Raw genomic sequence first — 19,618 nt, 5'->3', positions numbered from 1 at the left:
TGTCTATGGACTCCGATCACGACTCGCCGAAGAAATCGATCGTCTTCGAGCCGGGCTTCAGCTTCACGATGGCTTTCTTCCAGTCCGGCGTACGGCCGACAAACTTCCCGACCCGCTTCTTCTTCCCGCGAACGTTCATGGTGTGGACGGACTCCACCTGAACGTCGAACAGCTTTTCAATCGCCTTGCGGATCTCCACCTTGTTGGCGCGGCGATCGACCTCGAACACGTACTTGTTCTCTTCCATCAATTCCGTCGAGCGCTCCGTGATAATCGGGCGCTTGATCAAATCGCGCGGATCCATCAGGCGAACACCTCCTCCACCTTCTGAACGGCGTCCTTGGTCAGCACGAGATGGTCGTGACGGAGGAGTTCATACACGTTGAGACCCGCGGCCTCCATGTACTTCACGTTCGGAATGTTGCGCGCCGAGAGATAGACAGGCTCCTTCTTCTCGCCGTCGATGATGAGCGCCTTCTCGACGTTCAGGTTGCGCAGCACGCCCACCATGTCCTTCGTCTTCGGCCGTTCCAACTCAAGCCCTTCCACCACGACAAGCTTGCCTTCCTGGACCTTCGAAGACAGAGCGCTGTACAGCGCAGCGCGCCGCACCTTCTTCGGGACCTTGAACGCGTACGAACGCGGCACCGGGCCATGCACGACACCGCCACCCCGCCATTGCGGAGCACGAATGCTGCCCTGGCGCGCCCGACCCGTTCCCTTCTGGCGCCAAGGCTTACGCCCACCGCCGGAAACTTCCGCACGAGTCTTCGTCTTGTGCGTCCCCCGGCGCCGAGCGGCGAGATACTGCAGGACCACGATATGCATGAGGTCCGGCCGAATCGGAGCGCCGAAGATCTTGTCGTTCAACTCGATCTCGCCCACCTGCTGGCCGGCCGTGTTCAATACAGCCACTGTCGGCATGTCGTCTTCCTCCCTTCGGTCAGGCTCCTCACTTCTTGGCTGGCTGCTTCACAGCCGATCGAATCGTCACGAACGAATTCCGCGGCCCAGGAACGGAACCCTTGATCAGAATCACGTTCTTCTCCGGGTCCACCTTGACCACTTCGAGGTTTTGCACCGTCACACGCTCGCCACCCATGCGACCCGCCATGGTCTGACCCTTAAAGGTACGGTTCGGCGCGATGGAACCGAGCGAACCCACGCCGCGATGGTACTTCGAACCGTGAGCCATTGGTCCGCGGTGCTGATTGTGGCGCTTAATCGGACCGGCAAACCCCTTGCCCTTCGACACGCCCGTCACATCCACGATGTCGCCCGGCGCAAAGATGTCCGCCTTCAACTGTTGTCCGACCTCGTACTCCTCCACGTTCACGCCGCGGATCTCACGGATATACCGCTTCGGAGCCGTCCCAGCCTTCGCCGCATGACCCACTTCCGGCTTGGTCGCGCGGCTCGCCTTCTTGTCCGCAAAGCCCAGCTGAATCGCCTCGTAGCCGTCCTTGTCCAGGACGCGCTTCTGGAGCACGACGCACGGGCCCGCTTCAATCACCGTGACCGGCACGACGTCGCCGTCCTCCGTGAAGACCTGCGTCATGCCGAGCTTGCGCCCGAGAATCCCTTTCAAAGCGTGCACCTCCTCGTCGCACGTTACAACGCACCCACGCGTTTCACCCTATGATCAAAGCTTGATCTCAATGTCCACACCCGATGGCAGATCGAGGCGCATGAGCGCATCCACCGTCTGCGGCGTCGGATTGTGAATGTCGATCAACCGCTTATGCGTGCGAATCTCAAACTGCTCACGCGAATCCTTGTACTTGTGAGGAGCGCGCAGAATCGTGTACAGCTCGCGATCCGTCGGAAGCGGCACGGGCCCAGACACCTTTGCACCCGAACGTTTCGCCGTTTCGACGATGCGCTCCGCGGATTGATCCAATACCGTGTGATCGTACGCCTTCAGGCGGATCCGGATCTTTTGCTTCGCCATATGTTTTCCCTCCTTTGTCGCCCAATTTGTTGGACATACTCCGCGGAAATTCCCCCAGCGGTATCCCATATGGCGCTGGACACATGGGCAACCTTCCGCCTCATCGCCTTCAGAGACCAACGCTCGATATTATACTAGAGGCGCGGTGCGCTGACAAGACTTGTGCCAGCTCGACCCTCTCGCCGCGCGCGCCATGTCCTCGACAAGCGAGAAGGCGGCCTGTCGACCGCCTTCTCATTCACAGCCCGTTTCAATTTCTTTCGTTCGCCTTATTGGACGATCTTCGTCACGACGCCAGCGCCAACCGTGCGGCCGCCCTCGCGGATGGAGAAGCGCGTCCCTTCCTCGACAGCGATGGGCGCAATGAGCTCCACTGTCATCGACACGTTGTCGCCAGGCATCACCATCTCGGTGCCCTCCGGCAGTTGAACCACGCCCGTGACGTCCGTCGTGCGGAAGTAGAACTGCGGCCGATAGCCGTTGAAGAACGGTGTGTGACGGCCACCTTCTTCCTTCGTCAGGACGTAAACCTCAGCCTCGAACTTCGTGTGCGGGTTGATGCTGCCGGGCTTGCACAGCACCTGGCCGCGCTCGACGTCCTTGCGCTCCACACCGCGGAGCAGCGCACCGATGTTGTCACCCGCCTGCGCCTCATCGAGGAGCTTGCGGAACATCTCGATACCCGTCGCGACCGTCTTGCGGCGCTCCTCGCGCAGGCCGACGATCTCGACCTCATCGCCAACCTTCAGCGTGCCGCGCTCCACGCGTCCCGTCGCAACCGTACCGCGGCCGGTGATGGTGAACACGTCCTCAACCGGCATCAGGAACGGCTTCGAGGTGTCGCGCTCCGGCGTCGGGATGTACTCGTCCACCGCGTTCATCAGCTCTTCGATCTTCGCAACCCACTGCGGATCGCCCTCGAGCGCCTTCAGCGCAGAGCCGCGAATCACCGGGACGTCGTCGCCGGGGAACTCGTACTCGTTGAGAAGCTCGCGGACCTCCATCTCGACGAGATCGAGCAGCTCCTCGTCGTCCACCATGTCGCACTTGTTGAGGAACACCACGATGTACGGGACACCCACCTGACGGGACAGGAGGATGTGCTCACGGGTCTGCGGCATCGGGCCGTCCGCAGCGGACACCACGAGGATGGCGCCGTCCATCTGCGCAGCACCGGTGATCATGTTCTTCACGTAGTCAGCGTGCCCAGGGCAGTCGACGTGCGCGTAGTGACGCTTGTCCGTCTCATACTCGACGTGCGCCGTGTTGATGGTGATACCGCGCTCGCGCTCCTCCGGAGCCTTATCGATATCCTCGTAACGCTGCGCCTTCGCCTTGCCCTTCGAAGCCAACACGGTCGTGATGGCAGCGGTCAACGTGGTCTTCCCGTGGTCGACGTGGCCAATGGTGCCAATGTTGACGTGGGGTTTCGTGCGCTCAAATTTCTCCTTAGCCACCAGAGCTCACTCCTTATTCGCCTTTATTCTTCTTGATAATCCCCTCTGCGACATTCCGCGGGACCTCGTCGTAATACGCGAGTTCCATGGAATAGGTGCCGCGCCCTTGCGTGCGCGAGCGCAGAGAGGTGGAATAACCAAACATCTCAGCCAGCGGCACATAGGCCCGGATGACGCTCGCGTTGCCGCGCGTCTCCATGCCTTCCACCCGGCCGCGGCGGGCGTTGATGTCGCCCAGGATATCGCCCATGTACTCCTCGGGCACCGTCACCTCGACACGCATGACGGGCTCGAGCAGGATGGGATCCGCCTTCTCGGCGCCTGCCTTGAGCGCCATCGAACCGGCGATTTTGAAGGCCATCTCGCTGGAGTCGACCTCGTGGTACGAACCATCGTACAGCGTGGCCTTGATGTCCACCAGCGGATAACCCGCCAGCACGCCGTTCCGCATGGCCTCCTGAATGCCTTCTTCGACCGCGGGGATGTACTCCTTCGGCACCACACCGCCGACGATCTTGTTCTCAAACACGAAGCCCTGTCCGCGTTCGAGCGGCTCCAGGATGATCTTGACGTGACCATACTGGCCGCGCCCACCGGACTGCCGCACGAAACGGCCCTCTTGGTCGACGCGCTTCGTGATGGTCTCGCGGTATGCGACCTGAGGCTTGCCGACGTTGCACTCGACCTTGAACTCGCGCTGCATGCGGTCGACGATAATCTCGAGGTGCAACTCGCCCATGCCCTGGATGATGGTCTGACCCGTCTCCTGGTCCGTGTAGGTGCGGAACGTGGGGTCCTCCTCCGCGAGCTTTTGAAGCGCGAGGGCCATCTTGTCCTGATCGGCCTTCGTCTTCGGCTCGATGGAGACGGAGATCACCGGATCCGGGAAGTCCATCGACTCCAGGATGACGACGTTCTTCTCATCACACAGCGTGTCGCCCGTCGTCGTGTCCTTGAGGCCCACCGCTGCCGCGATGTCGCCCGCGTACACCTCGTCGATCTCCTCGCGGTGATTGGCGTGCATCTGAAGGATGCGGCCAATCCGCTCGCGCTTGCCCTTCGTCGAGTTCAGCACGTACGATCCCGACTGCAGCGTGCCGGAGTACACCCGGAAGAAGGCGAGCTTCCCGACGAACGGATCGCTCATAATCTTGAACGCGAGCGCCGCGAACGGCTCATCGTCGGATGAATGCCGCTCCACCTCTTGCCCGTCCGGCGTGAAGCCGCGGATGGCCGGGATGTCGTTCGGCGCCGGGAGATACTCCACAACCGCGTCCAGCATCGGCTGAACGCCCTTGTTGCGGTAGGACGAACCGCACAGAACCGGGAAGAGAATTCCTTTGCAGGTGCCCTCACGGAGCCCCGTCTTGATCTCTTCGACCGTCAACTCCTCGCCCTCGAGGTACTTCATCATGAGCTCCTCGTTGACCTCGGCGACGGCCTCGATCATCTCGGTGCGCTTCTCCTCCGCGAGCGCCTGCAGCTCCGGCGGGATGTCCGTATTCTCGGCGCGTGTGCCGAGATCGTCCGTGTAGATGATGGCCTTCATCTCAATGAGATCGACCATACCCTTGAAGGTGTCCTCCGCGCCGATAGGCAGCTGAATCGGGACCGCCTTCGCACCGAGGCGCTTCCTCATCTGCTCGACGCATCCGAGGAAGTCAGCGCCCACAATGTCCATCTTGTTGACGTAGGCGATACGGGGAACGCGATACTTGTCAGCCTGCCGCCACACCGTCTCGGACTGGGGCTCGACGCCCATTTTGGCGTCGAAGACGGCTACCGCACCGTCGAGCACGCGCAGGGAACGTTCCACCTCGACCGTGAAGTCCACGTGGCCTGGCGTGTCGATGATGTTGATGCGGTGCCCCTTCCACTGACAGGTCGTAGCGGCGGACGTGATGGTGATTCCGCGCTCCTGCTCCTGGACCATCCAGTCCATCGTCGCGGCACCTTCGTGCACTTCGCCGATCTTGTGGACGCGGCCAGTGTAAAACAGGATACGCTCGGTCGTGGTGGTCTTACCGGCATCGATGTGAGCAATGATGCCGATATTCCGCGTCTTCTCGAGCGGGAATGCGCGTGCCATCGCGCCGCCTCCCTTCTAACCATTCAGATTACCAGCGGTAATGCGCGAACGCCTTGTTGGCTTCCGCCATGCGGTGCGTGTCCTCGCGCTTGCGGACTGCGCCACCCGTATTGTTGGCGGCATCCATCAGCTCGGCGGCCAGGCGATACTCCATGCCTTTCTCGCTCCGCAAACGGGCATACTGAACCAGCCAGCGGAGACCGAGCGAAACGCGGCGCTCCGGCCGCACCTCGACGGGCACCTGATAGTTCGATCCGCCCACGCGGCGAGCCTTGACCTCCAGCACGGGCATCACATTCTTCAGCGCCGCCTCAAAGACCTCCATCGGGTCCTTGCCGGTGCGCTCCCGAATGATATCAAACGCTTTGTACACAATGCGCTCCGCGATGCCCTTCTTCCCGTCGACCATCACCTTGTTGATCAGGCGGGCGACCAACTTATTGTTGTACACGGGATCCGGCAACACGTCACGCTTTGGGACGGGCCCCTTTCTCGGCACACTGCCCCCTCCTTTCCAAACTCGTCGGCACGCTCGCGCAGCTGACGCGACGCTTTCTCACGCAGCCGACCAAGGATTACTTCTTCGGCCGCTTCGCGCCGTACTTCGAACGGCCCTGCATGCGGTCCTTCACGCCAGCCGCATCCAGTGCACCGCGGACGATGTGGTAACGCACACCAGGCAGGTCCTTGACACGCCCGCCGCGAACCAGCACGACGGAGTGCTCCTGCAAATTGTGCCCGATACCAGGGATGTACGCCGTGACCTCAATCGTGTTGGTCAGGCGGACACGCGCGTACTTCCGCAGCGCCGAGTTCGGCTTCTTCGGCGTCATCGTGCCCACGCGCGTGCACACGCCGCGCTTCTGGGGCGACGGCAGGTTCGTCAGCTTCTTGGTCTGGCTGTTGTAGCCGAATTGCAACGCAGGCGCCTTGGACTTCTTCACGACGGCCTTCCGGCCTTTGCGCACCAATTGGTTAATCGTCGGCACCCGTGCACCTCCTCTCAAGTGTTCCAATCCTCGCGGTTGACCCTCTCGCAAGACCACAGACCCTGGTGGTTCATCGGTCCGCAAACAAAAAGCACGCCACAGCGAAGCGTCGCTACTCTGCCAGGATGCAGGCGGACGCCGCGCCGACCTCAATGCCGCAGGCCTTCCCGAGTTGCCTCATGGTGTCGACCCATTCAATCGGAACTCCGAGCTTCGACGCCAATTGCACCACAGGTTCCGTCACTCTCGGCTCGGCATCCTTCGCGACATACACGCACACCACTCGACCAGACGGCTGCCTCAGCGCCTTCAACGTCTGGTTGGTGCCGACGGTCTTCTTCTTCGCTTGGCGTATGTCGTCAAGGGACACCGCACGATCCTCCTCAATGGAAAACATCGTGCTGACGCACACTAGGGAATTCTATCATCGCGATTTCCGGGCTGTCAACCAAACACGGGTCGACAGCCCGAATTTCCCAGCGCCTTTCCGCCGTCACTCTGCGCTCGAGATGGCCTCGGTTTCGGCCATCTCCTCGCCCGCCGCGGCCGCCTCCGCGTCGCCAGGGCGCACGACCTCCGGCTCCACATTGCGGTATCGCACCATGCCCGTGCCCGCCGGGATGAGCTTCCCGATGATGACGTTCTCCTTCAGCCCGAGCAGGCGATCCACCTTGCCTTTGATAGCGGCCTCGGTGAGCACGCGGGTCGTCTCCTGGAACGACGCGGCCGACAAGAACGAGTCCGTCTCCAGCGACGCCTTCGTGATTCCGAGCAGTGCCGGACGCGCCACCGCCGGCTCTTTCCCGGAGAGAAGCGCCTCCCGGTTGGCGGCTTCGTACTCGAAGAGGTCCACGTACGTCCCCGGCAGGAGATCCGTGTCGCCAGCATCGAGAATGCGGACTTTGCGCAGCATCTGCCGGATCATGACCTCGATGTGCTTGTCATTGATATCGACGCCCTGCAGGCGATAGACGCGCTGCACTTCTCGCAGCAGGTAGTTCTGCACGCCCTGCAGGCCCTTGACGCGCAGCATCTCCTTCGGATCGACCGAGCCCTCCGTGAGCTCCTCGCCGGCCTCCAGCTGCTGACCGACGCTGACGCGAATCCGCGAGCCGTACGGGATCTGGTACGTCTTCGTCTCGCTCTCGCCCGTAAGCTCGATCTCGCGCTTGTCCTTGCCCTCGCGGATATCCGTGATGACGCCGTCGAACTCTGCGATCACGGCCTGGCCCTTCGGGTTGCGCGCCTCAAACAACTCCTGCACGCGCGGCAGACCCTGGGTGATGTCGTCGCCCGCGACGCCACCCGTGTGGAACGTGCGCATGGTGAGCTGCGTACCCGGCTCACCGATGGACTGCGCGGCGATGATCCCGACCGCCTCGCCCACCTCCACCATGTCGCCCGTCGCCAGGTTGCGCCCGTAGCAGAGCTGGCAAACGCCATGGCGCGTGCGGCAGGTGAGCACCGAGCGGATGGTGACCTCCTTGATGCCCGCGGCGACGATCTTGTCCGCAGCTTCCTCGTCGATCATCTCGTTCTTGCCGATGATCTTCTCGCCCGTCTCCGGGTGATACACGTCCTGGAACGCCACCCGGCCCTCGAGGCGATCGCGCAGATCTTCGATGACCTCGCTGCCGTCGCGGATCTCCATCACGCGCAAGCCCTTGTCGGTGCCGCAGTCGTGTTCGCGCACAATCGTGTCCTGCGCCACGTCGACCAGGCGGCGCGTGAGATAACCCGAGTCCGCCGTGCGCAGCGCCGTATCCGCGAGACCCTTGCGCGCGCCGTGGGTCGAGATGAAGTACTCCAACACGGACAGGCCCTCGCGGAAGTTCGACTTGATGGCCAACTGGATGATCTCGCCCGACGGATTCGCCATGAGCCCGCGCATGCCGGCGAGCTGCGTGATCTGCGAGTTAGAGCCGCGCGCACCCGAAGTGGCCATCATGTAAATCGGATTGAACTGGTCCATGCTCTCCATGAGGATGGACGAGATCTGCTCCTTAGCCTCCGACCAGATCTGGCTGAAGGTCACGTATTGCTCCTCTTCCGTGATGAGGCCGCGCCGGTACTGCAGCTTCAGCTTGTGTTCCTTCGCCTCGGCCTCCGCGATGATCCGCTTCTTTTCCTCCGGCACCACGACGTCGCTGATGGAGATGGTGATGCCGGCCAGCGTCGAGTAGTGGAACCCGAGCCGCTTGACCTTGTCGAGGATCTCCGCCGTCATCGTCGTGCCATAACGGCGGAAGCATTCGGCCAGGATGTTGCCCAGGTCCTTCTTGATCACCGCCTTCGGCACAGGGCGCTTCAGGATGGCCTCGCGGATGTCCACGCCCTTTTCAAAAATGAACGTCTCATCCGGCGGACCACCGAGCAAATTCGACTTCGCCGCCGAGTTCAGGTACGGGAAGTCGGCCGGGAAGATGCTGTTGAAAATGAGCTTGCCCGGCGTCGTAATGAGAAGGGCGTTCGCCTGCTTCTCGGTGAAGGACGTCTTGCCAACCGCCTTCGCCGGCAGGGCGATGCGCGTCTGCAGCGTAATGAGCCGCTGATGGAGCGCATATTCCACCTCGGAAACCGAGGCAAACACCTTGCCTTCGCCGATCGCGCCCTCGCGCTCGATGGTCAAATAGTACGAGCCGAGGACCATGTCCTGCGTCGGCGTCACCACCGGCTTGCCGTCCTTCGGGTTGAGGATGTTGTGCGCCGCCAGCATCAAGAGGCGCGCCTCCGCTTGCGCCTCCGCGGAGAGCGGCACGTGCACGGCCATCTGGTCGCCGTCGAAGTCCGCGTTGTACGCGGTGCAGACGAGCGGATGCAGCTTGATGGCGCGCCCTTCTACAAGGATGGGTTCGAATGCCTGGATGCCCAGGCGGTGGAGCGTCGGAGCGCGGTTCAACAGCACCGGGTGCTGTTTGATCACGTCCTCAACCACGTCCCACACTTCGTCCGACACGCGCTCGACCTTGCGCTTCGCACTCTTGATGTTGTGCGCAAGCCCGCGCGCGACGAGTTCCTTCATGACGAACGGCTTAAACAGCTCGAGCGCCATCTCCTTGGGCAGGCCGCACTGGTACATCCTGAGCTCAGGCCCCACCACGATGACGGATCGGCCAGAGTAGTCGACGCGCTTTCCGAGCAGGTTCTGGCGGAAGCGACCCTGCTTGCCCTTCAGCATGTGCGACAGGCTCTTCAGCGGCCGATTGCCAGGCCCCGTGACCGGGCGCCCGCGCCGGCCGTTGTCGATGAGCGCGTCCACAGCCTCCTGCAGCATCCGCTTCTCGTTCTGCACGATGATGTCCGGCGCGCCGAGATCGAGCAGACGCTTCAAGCGGTTGTTGCGGTTGATCACGCGGCGGTAGAGGTCGTTGAGATCCGACGTGGCGAAGCGGCCGCCGTCCAACTGCACCATCGGGCGCAGATCCGGCGGAATGACCGGCAGCGCCTCAAGGATCATCCAGCTCGGCTTGTTGCCGGACTGGCGGAACGCTTCAATGACCTCCAGGCGCTTGATGGCGCGGTTGCGCCGCTGCCCCTGGGCCGTGCGCAGCTCCTCGCGCAGGATCTCCACCTCACGGTCCAGATCGATCTCCTGCAGAAGCGTGCGAATCGCCTCGGCGCCCATGCCCGCCTTGAACGCGTAGCCGTACTTCTCACGGTAGGATCGATACTCTTTCTCCGAGAGCAGTTGCTTCTTCTCGAGCGGCGTGTCGCCGGGATCAGTCACGACATAAGACGCGAAGTAGATGACCTCTTCGAGCGCCCGCGGCGACATGTCGAGGATGAGCCCCATGCGGCTCGGAATGCCCTTGAAGAACCAGATGTGCGAGACAGGCGCCGCCAGCTCAATGTGACCCATGCGCTCGCGGCGCACCTTGGACCGCGTGACCTCGACGCCGCACCGATCACACACGACGCCCTTGTAGCGGATCCGCTTGTACTTACCGCAGTGACACTCCCAGTCCCGCGTGGGGCCGAAGATCTTCTCGCAGAACAGCCCCTCCTTCTCCGGGCGGAGCGTGCGGTAGTTGATGGTCTCCGGCTTCTTCACCTCGCCGTGCGACCAGGAGCGGATCTTTTCCGGCGACGCGAGTCCAATCTTCATGAACTCAAAGTTGTTCAGGTCAAACAACTTGTGCACCCTCCAATCGTCGTGCCTGGGTATCGGTCTCGCACAGGGTCAATCGCCGACCTCGTTGTACTCCAGGTTCAGATTGAGCTTGTCGGGGCTGTCCTCGTCGTCGTCCATCTCCTTCATCTCGATCTCGCGCTCGTCGCCGCTCAAGATCTTCACGTCCATCCCGAGGCTCTGGAGCTCCTTGATGAGCACCTTGAACGACTCCGGCACACCGGGCTCCGGAACGTTCTCGCCCTTGACGATGGCCTCGTACGTCTTCACGCGTCCCACCACGTCGTCCGACTTGACGGTGAGAAGCTCCTGCAAGGTGTAGGCCGCGCCGTACGCCTCCAGTGCCCAGACCTCCATCTCGCCAAACCGCTGGCCGCCGAACTGGGCCTTGCCTCCGAGCGGCTGCTGAGTGACGAGCGAGTACGGACCCGTGGACCGCGCGTGGATCTTGTCGTCCACCAGATGGTGCAGCTTCATCATGTACACGTATCCCACGGTGACGCGGTTTTCAAACGGTTCGCCAGTCCGACCGTCGTACAGGACCTGCTTGCCGTCCTCAGGCAAGCCCGCCTCGCGAAGCGTTTCGAACACGTCCTCGGGCTTGGCGCCGTCAAACACGGGCGTGGCCATCTTCAGCCCCAGCACCTTCGCAGCCATGCCCAAGTGCGTCTCCAGCACCTGACCGATGTTCATACGCGAAGGCACACCGAGCGGATTGAGCACGATCTCGACCGGCGTCCCATCCTCCAAAAACGGCATATCCTCTTCCGGCAGGATGCGTGCCACCACGCCCTTGTTACCGTGGCGTCCGGCCATCTTGTCGCCCTCCGAGATCTTGCGCTTCTGCGCCACGTACACGCGCACCAGCTGATTCACGCCAGCGGGCAACTCGTCGCCGTTCTCGCGCGTGAACACCTTCACGTCGACGACAATTCCAGCACCGCCATGCGGCACGCGCAGCGAGGTGTCGCGCACCTCTCGCGCCTTCTCACCGAAAATCGCATGCAACAGCCGCTCTTCCGCCGTGAGCTCCGTCACACCCTTCGGCGTCACCTTTCCGACGAGGATGTCGTTCGTGGTGATCTCCGCCCCAATGCGGATGATCCCGCGTTCGTCGAGGTTTTTGAGTGCGTCTTCGCCGACGTTCGGGATATCTCGGGTGATCTCCTCAGGCCCGAGCTTCGTGTCACGCGCCTCAATCTCGTACTCCTCAATGTGAATGGACGTGTACACGTCCTCCTTCACCATCTTCTCCGAGATGAGGATGGCGTCCTCGTAGTTGTAGCCCTCCCAGGTCATGAACGCGACCAGCACGTTCCGGCCGAGCGCAAGCTCGCCGTTTTGCGTCGCCGGCCCATCCGCCAAAATATCCCCGACTTTGACGCGATCGCCCTCGCGTACAATCGGACGCTGGTTCAAGCAGGTGTTCTGGTTCGAACGCGCGAACTTAATCAGCTTGTACTTGTGGACGTTCCCCTTCACGACCTGCCCGTCCACCAGCGCTTCTTCGCGCACCCAGATCTCGCGGGCCGTCACGCGCTCCACGACACCGTTGTGCTTCGAAACCACGCACACGCCGGAATCCTTGGCCGCCTGGTACTCCATCCCCGTTCCCACGAGCGGCGAATCGGTCACGAGCAGCGGCACTGCCTGGCGCTGCATGTTCGAACCCATGAGCGCGCGGTTGGCGTCGTCGTTTTCGAGGAACGGGATAAGCGCCGTGGCGACCGACACAACCTGCTTCGGCGAGACGTCCATGTAGTCGATGCGATCCCGGCTGACGGTAATCACGTCTTCGCGCGAACGCACCGTGATTTCTTCGGCCACGAAGTGGCCATCCTCGGTCAGCGGCTCGTTCGCCTGCGCGATGAGGTAATTTTCCTCCTCGTCCGCCGTCAGGTAGTCAATCTGGTCCGTCACCACGCCGGTCTCGGGATCCACGCGCCGGTACGGCGTCTCGATGAAGCCGTACTCGTTGACGCGCGCATACGTCGAGAGCGAGTTGATGAGACCGATGTTCGGACCTTCCGGCGTCTCGATGGGGCACATGCGACCGTAGTGCGAGTAGTGGACGTCGCGCACTTCGAAGCCGGCTCGCTCGCGCGTCAGCCCGCCGGGCCCGAGCGCCGACAGGCGCCGCTTGTGCGTGAGCTCCGCCAGCGGGTTCGTCTGATCCATGAACTGCGACAGCTGGCTGGATCCGAAAAACTCCTTGATGGCGGCGATCACCGGCCGGATGTTGATCAGCGCCTGCGGCGTGATGGCGCTCGCGTCCTGAATCGACATGCGCTCGCGCACCACGCGCTCCATCCGAGAGAGCCCGATGCGGAACTGATTTTGCAGCAACTCGCCCACGGAGCGGAGGCGCCGGTTGCCCAGATGATCGATGTCGTCGGTGGTCCCCACCCCGCGCAGCAAGTTGAAGAAGTACGAGACTGCCGCGATGATGTCAGACGGCGTAATGTATTTCACATCCGCAGGCAGTTCGCCGTTGGAGATGACATGCAGGATCTTGCCGTCTTCCGCCGGGCTGAAGATCTTGACCATCTGCAGGGGAATCTCGTCGTGTTCGAAGAGATCCCGCGTGCCGCGAATGGTGAACCGCCCGACCTTGCCCGCAAGACGCGGAATGATCCTGTCCAGCGTGCGGCGATCGAGCACCGTCCCGGCCTCGGCGATGATCTCACCCGTCTCCTCGTCGACGAGCGTCTCCGCCAGCCGCTGGTTGAGCAAGCGATTCTTCAAGTGGAGCTTTTTGTTGATCTTGTAACGGCCGACGGCGGCGAGATCGTACCGCTTGGGATCGAAGAACCGCGAAGCCAAGAGAGCCCGCGCATTCTCCACGGTCGGCGGCTCACCCGGGCGCAACCGCTCGTAGATCTCAATGAGGGCTCGTTCCGTCGAGTCCGTCGTATCCTTGTCCAGCGTGTTCTGCAGATACTCGTCTTCGCCCAAAAGCTCGATAATCTCGGCGTCGGACGACAATCCAAGCGCCCGAAGCAAGACCGTGATGGGCAACTTGCGCGTCCGGTCGATGCGTACGTACACGACGTCCTTGGCGTCCGTCTCGAACTCGAGCCATGCTCCTCGATTCGGAATGACCGTCGCAGCGAACGTGCGTTTGCCATTCTTGTCGATCTTGCTGCTATAATAGACGCTGGGGGAGCGGACAAGCTGGCTCACGATGACGCGCTCTGCACCGTTGATGATGAAGGTGCCCGTCTCTGTCATGAGCGGGAAGTCGCCGAGGAACACCTCTTGCTCTTTGACCTCGCCCGTCTCCTTGTTGAGGAGGCGAACCTTCACGCGAAGCGGCGCCGCATACGTGACGTCCCGCTCCTTGGATTCTTCCACGTCGTACTTGGGCTCGCCGAGGCTGTAGTCCACGAACTCAAGCACAAGGTTCCCGGTGAAGTCCGTGATGGGAGAGATGTCCGCGAAGGTCTCGCGCAGGCCCTCCCGCAGGAACCACTCGTACGACTTCTGTTGGATCTCGATGAGGTTTGGGAGATCGAGGACCTCGCGAATGCGCGCGTAGCTGCGGCGCTCCGCCCATCCGTACTTGACCATGTGTCCCTGCAAAACCGTCACCCCTCAAGCGGATTTGTTGGACGATGCGCAAAGGAGGCTTTGCATCAGAGGTCTTCTTGAGCTCGGACGAGCCAAGTCAGACAAAGAGACAAGCGCCGCACACAAAAAGACGCCAGGACGACGCCCGATGAGCGACCGCCTGTTCTGGACTTTTGCGTGCAGCACTTCTCTTTCAACTCGGCATGCTAGACGATGATGGACACGCCAGTCGTATTCACCTATTCCCCAAAAGAATGGATTTTATGCGCGAAGAGGAGGCATCCGTCCAAACAACTCATTTTGCATTGCTTGATGATATCACATACGGTGCAGGCGATCAAGCGAAAGATAGGCGTTCGCGTGGGGACGGATAGCGGATCGAGACCTTTCGCCCGCTAGCGAAGCGCCGCTACTGCGCAAAACACGAAGTAGCCCGATTTTCGGTGCGCGACATCCACCGATTCAAACAGCTCCCGCAGCCGCGCCTCCGTCGACGGCGCGCCGTGCTTCTTCTGAATCACCACCCACAGCTTCCCCCCTGGTTTCAGGGCGCGGCGAGCTTCCTCGTACAGGCGAAACACCACGGATTTGCCCGCCCGAATGGGCGGGTTCAGAAGGACGTGATCGAAGAACGATTCGAGCTCGTTCGGGATGCCGTCGTGCTGCAGCACCACGGGCTGCGGGACCAGATCCGCCGTATTGCGCCGCGCGAGTTCCACGGCCCTGCGGTTGATATCGATCATCCACCACCGAACGCCGGGATACGCGCGGGCGAGGATCGCCGTGACGGGCCCGTAGCCGCAGCCGAGATCGAGCGCCGTAGCCGCGCCCGTGAGGTCCACCGATTCAATCAGCCGGCGCGTCCCTTCGTCAAGGCCCGCCTTGCTGAACACCCCGCGGTCCGTCACCAACTCCACGGCGATGCCGCGAGCCTCGGCCCGGACGATGCGCTCGTCGCTCGGTGCAGAAGGATCGCCGAGAAAGTAATGATCCACGTCACCACCTCCGGTACGCGAAAGGGGTGCCCCATGGGCACCCCTCGGCGCTGCAGATAGCTTACTTGATTTCGACCGAAGCGCCGGCCTCTTCGAGCTTCGCCTTGATGCTCTCGGCCTCTTCCTTCGAGACCTTCTCCTTGATCGGCTTCGGCGCGCCATCCACGAGATCCTTCGCTTCCTTCAGGCCGAGGCCCGTGATCTCGCGGACCACCTTGATGACGTTGATCTTCGATGCACCCGCGGACGCGAGGATCACGTCGAACTCGGTCTGCTCCGCCTGAGCCGCCTCACCAGCGCCCGGAGCCGCACCCGCAAACGCGACCGGGGCAGCCGCCGTCACGCCGAACTCTTCCTCAATTGCCTTGACCAGCTCGTTCAACTCGAGCACCGTCATGTTTTTCACAGCTTCCAAGATCTCAGCCGTGGTCATCACAAAGCCCTCCTCATCGGATTTCGTTGTACATCGACCGCGCGACATTCATCCGAATGCACGGACGCCAGGTTCACTCGGCCGCAGGAGCCGCCTCGCTACCCTGCTTTTCGGCCACCTGCGACAGCACGTACGCCAGGTTGCGCATCGGCGCCTGCAGGACGCTGAGCAACATGGACAAGAGCCCTTCGCGCGACGGCAGCTTCGCCAGCGACTCAATCTCCTTCGCGTCGACGACCTTGCCCTCGACGTATCCGCCCTTCAGCTCGAGCGCCTTGTGTTCGCGCGAGAATTCATGGAGGATTTTCGCCGGCGCGACGGGATCGTCATAGCTGAAGGCGATGGCCGTCGGCCCCGTCAAAAACGGCTCCAGTCCCTCAATCCCGGCCTGCTCGGCGGCGCGCGTCGTCAGCGTGTTCTTGACGACGGAGTAATCGATCCCGGCCTGGCGCAGGCGCGCGCGCAGCTCCGTGTCCTCTGCCACCGTGAGGCCGCGGTAATCGGCGAGCACGATGCTTTTGCTGCGGCGCATGCGCTCGGCGACGGACTGCACGATCTGCTCTTTTTCGGCACGGCGAATCGCCAAACCGCCCACCTCCCCGCAAATTGTGACCTCTACACAGCGAAAGGCGCCTCGACGACGCGAGGCGCCCACGAAATTCGACATGCCAGTTGCATATCGTTGCGGGAAACGCCTCGGCAGGCGACTTTCACTGCCCCAAGCGGGCAGACCTGCTGTCTACGGCCTTTCGCTATGGATGTTATAGCATACGAGCATGATTCCCGCCAGATCTCTGCGGGTCAATCGCCGACCGCGGCGCGCTGCGGGTTGACGCGGATGCCAGGTCCCATCGTGGACGAGACCGTCACGCCCCGCACATACGTGCCTTTTGCTGCCGGCGGCTTCGCCTTGACGAGCGCGCTCATCAGCGCGCGGAAGTTCTCGACCAGCTGCTCCTTCTCGAACGACGCCTTGCCAATCGGGCAGTGGATGATGCCCGCCTTGTCGAGGCGATACTCGACCTTACCGGACTTGATCTCGTTCACCGCGCGCGCGACGTCGAACGTCACCGTTCCGGTCTTCGGGTTCGGCATCAGGCCGCGGGGACCCAGGATCCGACCGAGACGGCCGACCGCCGGCATCATGTCCGGAGTCGCGACGGCGACGTCGAAGTCGAGCCAGCCCTGAGAAATTTTTTGAATCAGATCTTCGTCGCCGACGAAGTCCGCGCCTGCCTCCTGGGCCTCGCGCGCCTTTTCGCCCTTGGCGAAGACGAGGACCCGGGGCGTCTTCCCCGTGCCGTGCGGAAGCACGACCGCACCGCGGACCTGTTGATCCTGCTTTTTCGGGTCCACGCCGAGCCGGACGGCAACCTCCACCGTCTCGTCGAACTTCGCGGTGGCGGTCTTCTTCACGAGGTCCATCGCCTCGTCAACGTCGTACAGTTTATCGCGATCCACGAGCTTATGAAGCTCCTGGAGACGTTTGCTCAGCTTTGCCATGTTTCACTCACCTCCGCGTGGTAATCGGTTGTTGAAACCTCCCACGGGCTCCCGCTTGCCGTCAGTCGACAACCGTGATGCCCATGCTGCGGGCCGTACCTTCGACCATCCGCATGGCGGCCTCGATCGACGCAGCATTCAAATCTTGCATCTTCTGTTCGGCGATCTCGCGAACTTGCGCCCGCGTGACCTTGCCAACCTTGACGCGATTCGGCTCGGCCGAACCGCTCTCAATGCCAGCCGCCTTCTTGAGCAACACGGAAGCCGGCGGGGTCTTCAATTCAAACGTGTACGAGCGGTCCTCATACACGTAGATGACGACCGGAATAATCAAACCGACCTGATCGGCCGTGCGCGCATTGAACTCCTTGCAGAAGCCCATGATGTTGCCCACTTGCGCTTGGCCGAGCGCAGGACCTACCGGCGGCGCAGGCGTTGCCTTTCCGGCTGGAATTTGCAGCTTCACAACCTTGACGACCTTCTTCGGCAACACAGCCACCTCCTTCACTCGAGATGTGGTGTTCGGGGTTTGCCCTCCCACAGGAAACCATCTATGCAAGCCCGGCAAACACCGAGCTACAGAAAGCCGCCGACAGGACATCGGCCAGCTCGCTGCCTGAATCAGAAGGCGCCATCGACCTCAGGGCAGGTGCTCCACCTGGGTGAAGTCAGCCTCCAGCGGCGTCTCGCGCCCAAACATCGAGACGAGAACCTTGAGTTTCTGATGCTCCGGATGAACTTCCTCGACCGTGCCAACCATGTCCGCGAACGGCCCGCTGGTCAAGCGCACGACGTCGCCGACCTTGAACTGCGCCACAGGCTTCGCTTCGTTCACACCCATGGAACTCAAGATCTGTTCGACTTCGTGAGGCATGAGCGGCACAGGTTTGGCTCCCGCGCCAGGCGAGCCCACAAAACCCGTCACGCCCGGCGTGTTGCGCACCACATACCAAGAGTCGTCCGTCATGATCATCTCGACAAGGACATAACCCGGGTACGTCTTGCGCTGAACCACGCGCTTCTTGCCGTTTTTGACCTCGACAGCCTCTTCCGTAGGCACGATGACGCGGAAAATCCGATCCTCCATACCCATCGTCTGGACGCGGCTTTCGAGATTGCTCTTCACTTTGTTCTCGTAGCCGGAGTATGTGTGAATCACATACCACTGCTTCTCAAGATTCTCCATTGAGCAGGGCGAGCCGCCCGCCACCCCCATGACGCGTTAGTCTACGCCGATGGCCGACATCGCCGCGGAAACACCGATGTCAAACGCCCAGATGAGCACACCCAAAATGGCACACACCAAAAGGCTGGCCGCCGTGTACACCACGACCTCACGGCGCTTCGGCCAACGAACGCGCTTTAACTCCCGGAACGACTCCTTGAAGAAAGCCACGATTCCCGTGCGCTTTGCGTGCTGATTCAGTTCCACCAGAGTATCGTTCGGTTTCGCCACGTTCGATGCTCCTTTGCCGGCCACAAGCGGCGCCTCAACGGGTCTCGCGGTGCGTCGTGTGCGAGTTGCAGGTGGGGCAGTACTTCTTCAACTCCAGACGATCTGGGTCATTTTTCTTGTTCTTCGTCGTGGTATAGTTCCTCTGTTTGCACTCTGTGCAAGCGAGGGTGATGATCTCGCGCATGCTAGCACCTCCCCGTGTCAGCCGACCACGAAACCGATGTCTCGGCCATGGACGCAGAAACAGAAGAACCCCCAAACCGGGGCTCATACCTGCACAACATTATCATATCACGTTGCGCACCGTCAAGTATTTCTCCAGCTTTCGCTTGACCCGCTGAAGGGCGTTGTCGATGGATTTGACGTGCCGAGCGAGATCCACGGCAATCTCCTGGTAGGAGCGACCATCGAGATACAGCATCAGAACCTGGCGCTCGAGGTCGCTCAGCAATTCGGACATCTTACCCTCAATATCGTCAAACTCTTCCTGGTTTATAATCAGCTCTTCCGGATCCGCGACACGCACCGTGCAGATGACGTCGAGCAGCGTGCGATCCGAGTCCTCATCGTAAATGGGCTTGTCCAGCGAAACGTAGGAATTGAGCGGAATATGCTTTTGTCTCGTGGCGGTTTTAATAGCGGTGATAATCTGACGCGTGATACACAGTTCGGCGAACGCCTTGAAGGAGGAGAGCTTGTCTCCGCGAAAGTCGCGGATGGACTTGTACAGCCCAATCATGCCTTCCTGCACGATGTCTTCCCGATCAGCCCCAATGAGAAAGTACGACCGCGCCTTCGCTCGAACGAAATTCTTGTATTTGTGAATCAGATAGTCGAGCGCGTCGGTGTCCCCTCGATGAACAGCCTCGACCAACTCTTCGTCCGTCATCTTCTCATAGGGCGCCGTGTCGTACGGCGGGGCCGCGTCGGCGTCTCTTGGTGTCGGCTGCGTCGACAAACTCTATCACCCCGAGCCTCATGAATGACGCCATTATACATGATGCCATTTGAGAGGATCAATTGCGTTGAGACAGCAAGTCCGTGTC

Annotated in this window: 20 protein-coding genes; all 20 read right to left on the bottom strand. The window is 61.6% G+C overall.

The window, feature by feature from the left end:
* Positions 1-16 precede the first annotated feature (16 nt).
* Positions 17-304, bottom strand: coding sequence for a 50S ribosomal protein L23 (gene rplW / locus AS26_RS00100; protein ID WP_012811930.1), 288 nt, complete (start codon positions 302-304; stop codon positions 17-19).
* Complete coding sequence (rplD, locus tag AS26_RS00095; protein ID WP_062305133.1) at positions 304-924, bottom strand: 50S ribosomal protein L4; 621 nt, start codon at positions 922-924, stop codon at positions 304-306. The genes rplW and rplD overlap by 1 nt, the downstream gene beginning before the upstream one ends.
* Before the next feature lie 28 nt (positions 925-952).
* Entirely contained in the window at positions 953-1,588 is a 636-nt protein-coding gene (gene rplC / locus AS26_RS00090) for a 50S ribosomal protein L3 (RefSeq protein WP_083515927.1), read from the bottom strand.
* Between the two features lie 54 nt (positions 1,589-1,642).
* Complete coding sequence (gene rpsJ / locus AS26_RS00085; RefSeq protein WP_008339792.1) at positions 1,643-1,951, bottom strand: 30S ribosomal protein S10; 309 nt, start codon at positions 1,949-1,951, stop codon at positions 1,643-1,645.
* Between the two features lie 269 nt (positions 1,952-2,220).
* Positions 2,221-3,408: an elongation factor Tu gene (gene tuf, locus AS26_RS00080; RefSeq protein ID WP_062305132.1), complete on the bottom strand. Its 1,188-nt coding sequence runs from the start codon at positions 3,406-3,408 to the stop codon at positions 2,221-2,223.
* Positions 3,409-3,421: 13 nt separating this feature from the next.
* Positions 3,422-5,497 (bottom strand): elongation factor G, encoded by a 2,076-nt coding sequence (gene fusA, locus AS26_RS00075; protein ID WP_062305129.1) that lies wholly within the window; start codon positions 5,495-5,497, stop codon positions 3,422-3,424.
* Between the two features lie 28 nt (positions 5,498-5,525).
* Positions 5,526-5,996 (bottom strand): 30S ribosomal protein S7, encoded by a 471-nt coding sequence (rpsG, locus tag AS26_RS00070; protein ID WP_062305126.1) that lies wholly within the window; start codon positions 5,994-5,996, stop codon positions 5,526-5,528.
* A 76-nt stretch (positions 5,997-6,072) separates the two neighbouring features.
* On the bottom strand, positions 6,073-6,486 hold the full coding sequence (rpsL, locus tag AS26_RS00065) for a 30S ribosomal protein S12 (RefSeq protein ID WP_008339808.1): 414 nt from the start codon (positions 6,484-6,486) through the stop codon (positions 6,073-6,075).
* Between the two features lie 112 nt (positions 6,487-6,598).
* Positions 6,599-6,856 carry a ribosomal L7Ae/L30e/S12e/Gadd45 family protein gene (locus tag AS26_RS00060; protein WP_008339811.1) on the bottom strand — a complete coding sequence of 86 codons (258 nt, stop codon included), beginning with the start codon at positions 6,854-6,856 and terminating at the stop codon, positions 6,599-6,601.
* 123 nt (positions 6,857-6,979) lie between these two features.
* Positions 6,980-10,618 (bottom strand): DNA-directed RNA polymerase subunit beta', encoded by a 3,639-nt coding sequence (gene rpoC / locus AS26_RS00055; RefSeq protein WP_062305123.1) that lies wholly within the window; start codon positions 10,616-10,618, stop codon positions 6,980-6,982.
* Between the two features lie 48 nt (positions 10,619-10,666).
* Positions 10,667-14,185, bottom strand: a complete 3,519-nt coding sequence (gene rpoB, locus AS26_RS00050) for a DNA-directed RNA polymerase subunit beta (protein WP_373278126.1) — start codon at positions 14,183-14,185, stop codon at positions 10,667-10,669.
* Positions 14,186-14,580: 395 nt separating this feature from the next.
* Positions 14,581-15,180 (bottom strand): class I SAM-dependent methyltransferase, encoded by a 600-nt coding sequence (locus AS26_RS00045; RefSeq protein ID WP_062305118.1) that lies wholly within the window; start codon positions 15,178-15,180, stop codon positions 14,581-14,583.
* A 61-nt stretch (positions 15,181-15,241) separates the two neighbouring features.
* A complete protein-coding gene (rplL, locus tag AS26_RS00040; protein WP_014465742.1) occupies positions 15,242-15,616 on the bottom strand; it encodes a 50S ribosomal protein L7/L12 in 375 nt (124 codons plus the stop codon).
* Between the two features lie 70 nt (positions 15,617-15,686).
* Positions 15,687-16,199: a 50S ribosomal protein L10 gene (rplJ, locus tag AS26_RS00035; RefSeq protein WP_083515926.1), complete on the bottom strand. Its 513-nt coding sequence runs from the start codon at positions 16,197-16,199 to the stop codon at positions 15,687-15,689.
* 215 nt (positions 16,200-16,414) lie between these two features.
* Positions 16,415-17,116 (bottom strand): 50S ribosomal protein L1, encoded by a 702-nt coding sequence (rplA, locus tag AS26_RS00030; protein WP_062305115.1) that lies wholly within the window; start codon positions 17,114-17,116, stop codon positions 16,415-16,417.
* 61 nt (positions 17,117-17,177) lie between these two features.
* Positions 17,178-17,606 (bottom strand): 50S ribosomal protein L11, encoded by a 429-nt coding sequence (gene rplK, locus AS26_RS00025; protein WP_062305269.1) that lies wholly within the window; start codon positions 17,604-17,606, stop codon positions 17,178-17,180.
* A 150-nt stretch (positions 17,607-17,756) separates the two neighbouring features.
* Positions 17,757-18,302: a transcription termination/antitermination protein NusG gene (gene nusG, locus AS26_RS00020; protein ID WP_062305111.1), complete on the bottom strand. Its 546-nt coding sequence runs from the start codon at positions 18,300-18,302 to the stop codon at positions 17,757-17,759.
* A gap of 36 nt (positions 18,303-18,338) precedes the next feature.
* On the bottom strand, positions 18,339-18,572 hold the full coding sequence (gene secE, locus AS26_RS00015) for a preprotein translocase subunit SecE (protein WP_245629522.1): 234 nt from the start codon (positions 18,570-18,572) through the stop codon (positions 18,339-18,341).
* 34 nt (positions 18,573-18,606) lie between these two features.
* A complete protein-coding gene (gene rpmG, locus AS26_RS00010; RefSeq protein WP_008339831.1) occupies positions 18,607-18,756 on the bottom strand; it encodes a 50S ribosomal protein L33 in 150 nt (49 codons plus the stop codon).
* 102 nt (positions 18,757-18,858) lie between these two features.
* Positions 18,859-19,530 (bottom strand): RNA polymerase sporulation sigma factor SigH, encoded by a 672-nt coding sequence (sigH, locus tag AS26_RS00005; RefSeq protein ID WP_062305105.1) that lies wholly within the window; start codon positions 19,528-19,530, stop codon positions 18,859-18,861.
* Positions 19,531-19,618 lie beyond the last annotated feature (88 nt).

Source organism: Alicyclobacillus sendaiensis NBRC 100866 (assembly GCF_001552675.1).
GTDB classification, from domain to species: Bacteria; Bacillota; Bacilli; order Alicyclobacillales; family Alicyclobacillaceae; genus Alicyclobacillus; species Alicyclobacillus sendaiensis.
Note: the sequence above shows the minus strand (reverse complement) of the source record. Positions and strands in the feature narration are given on the sequence as shown.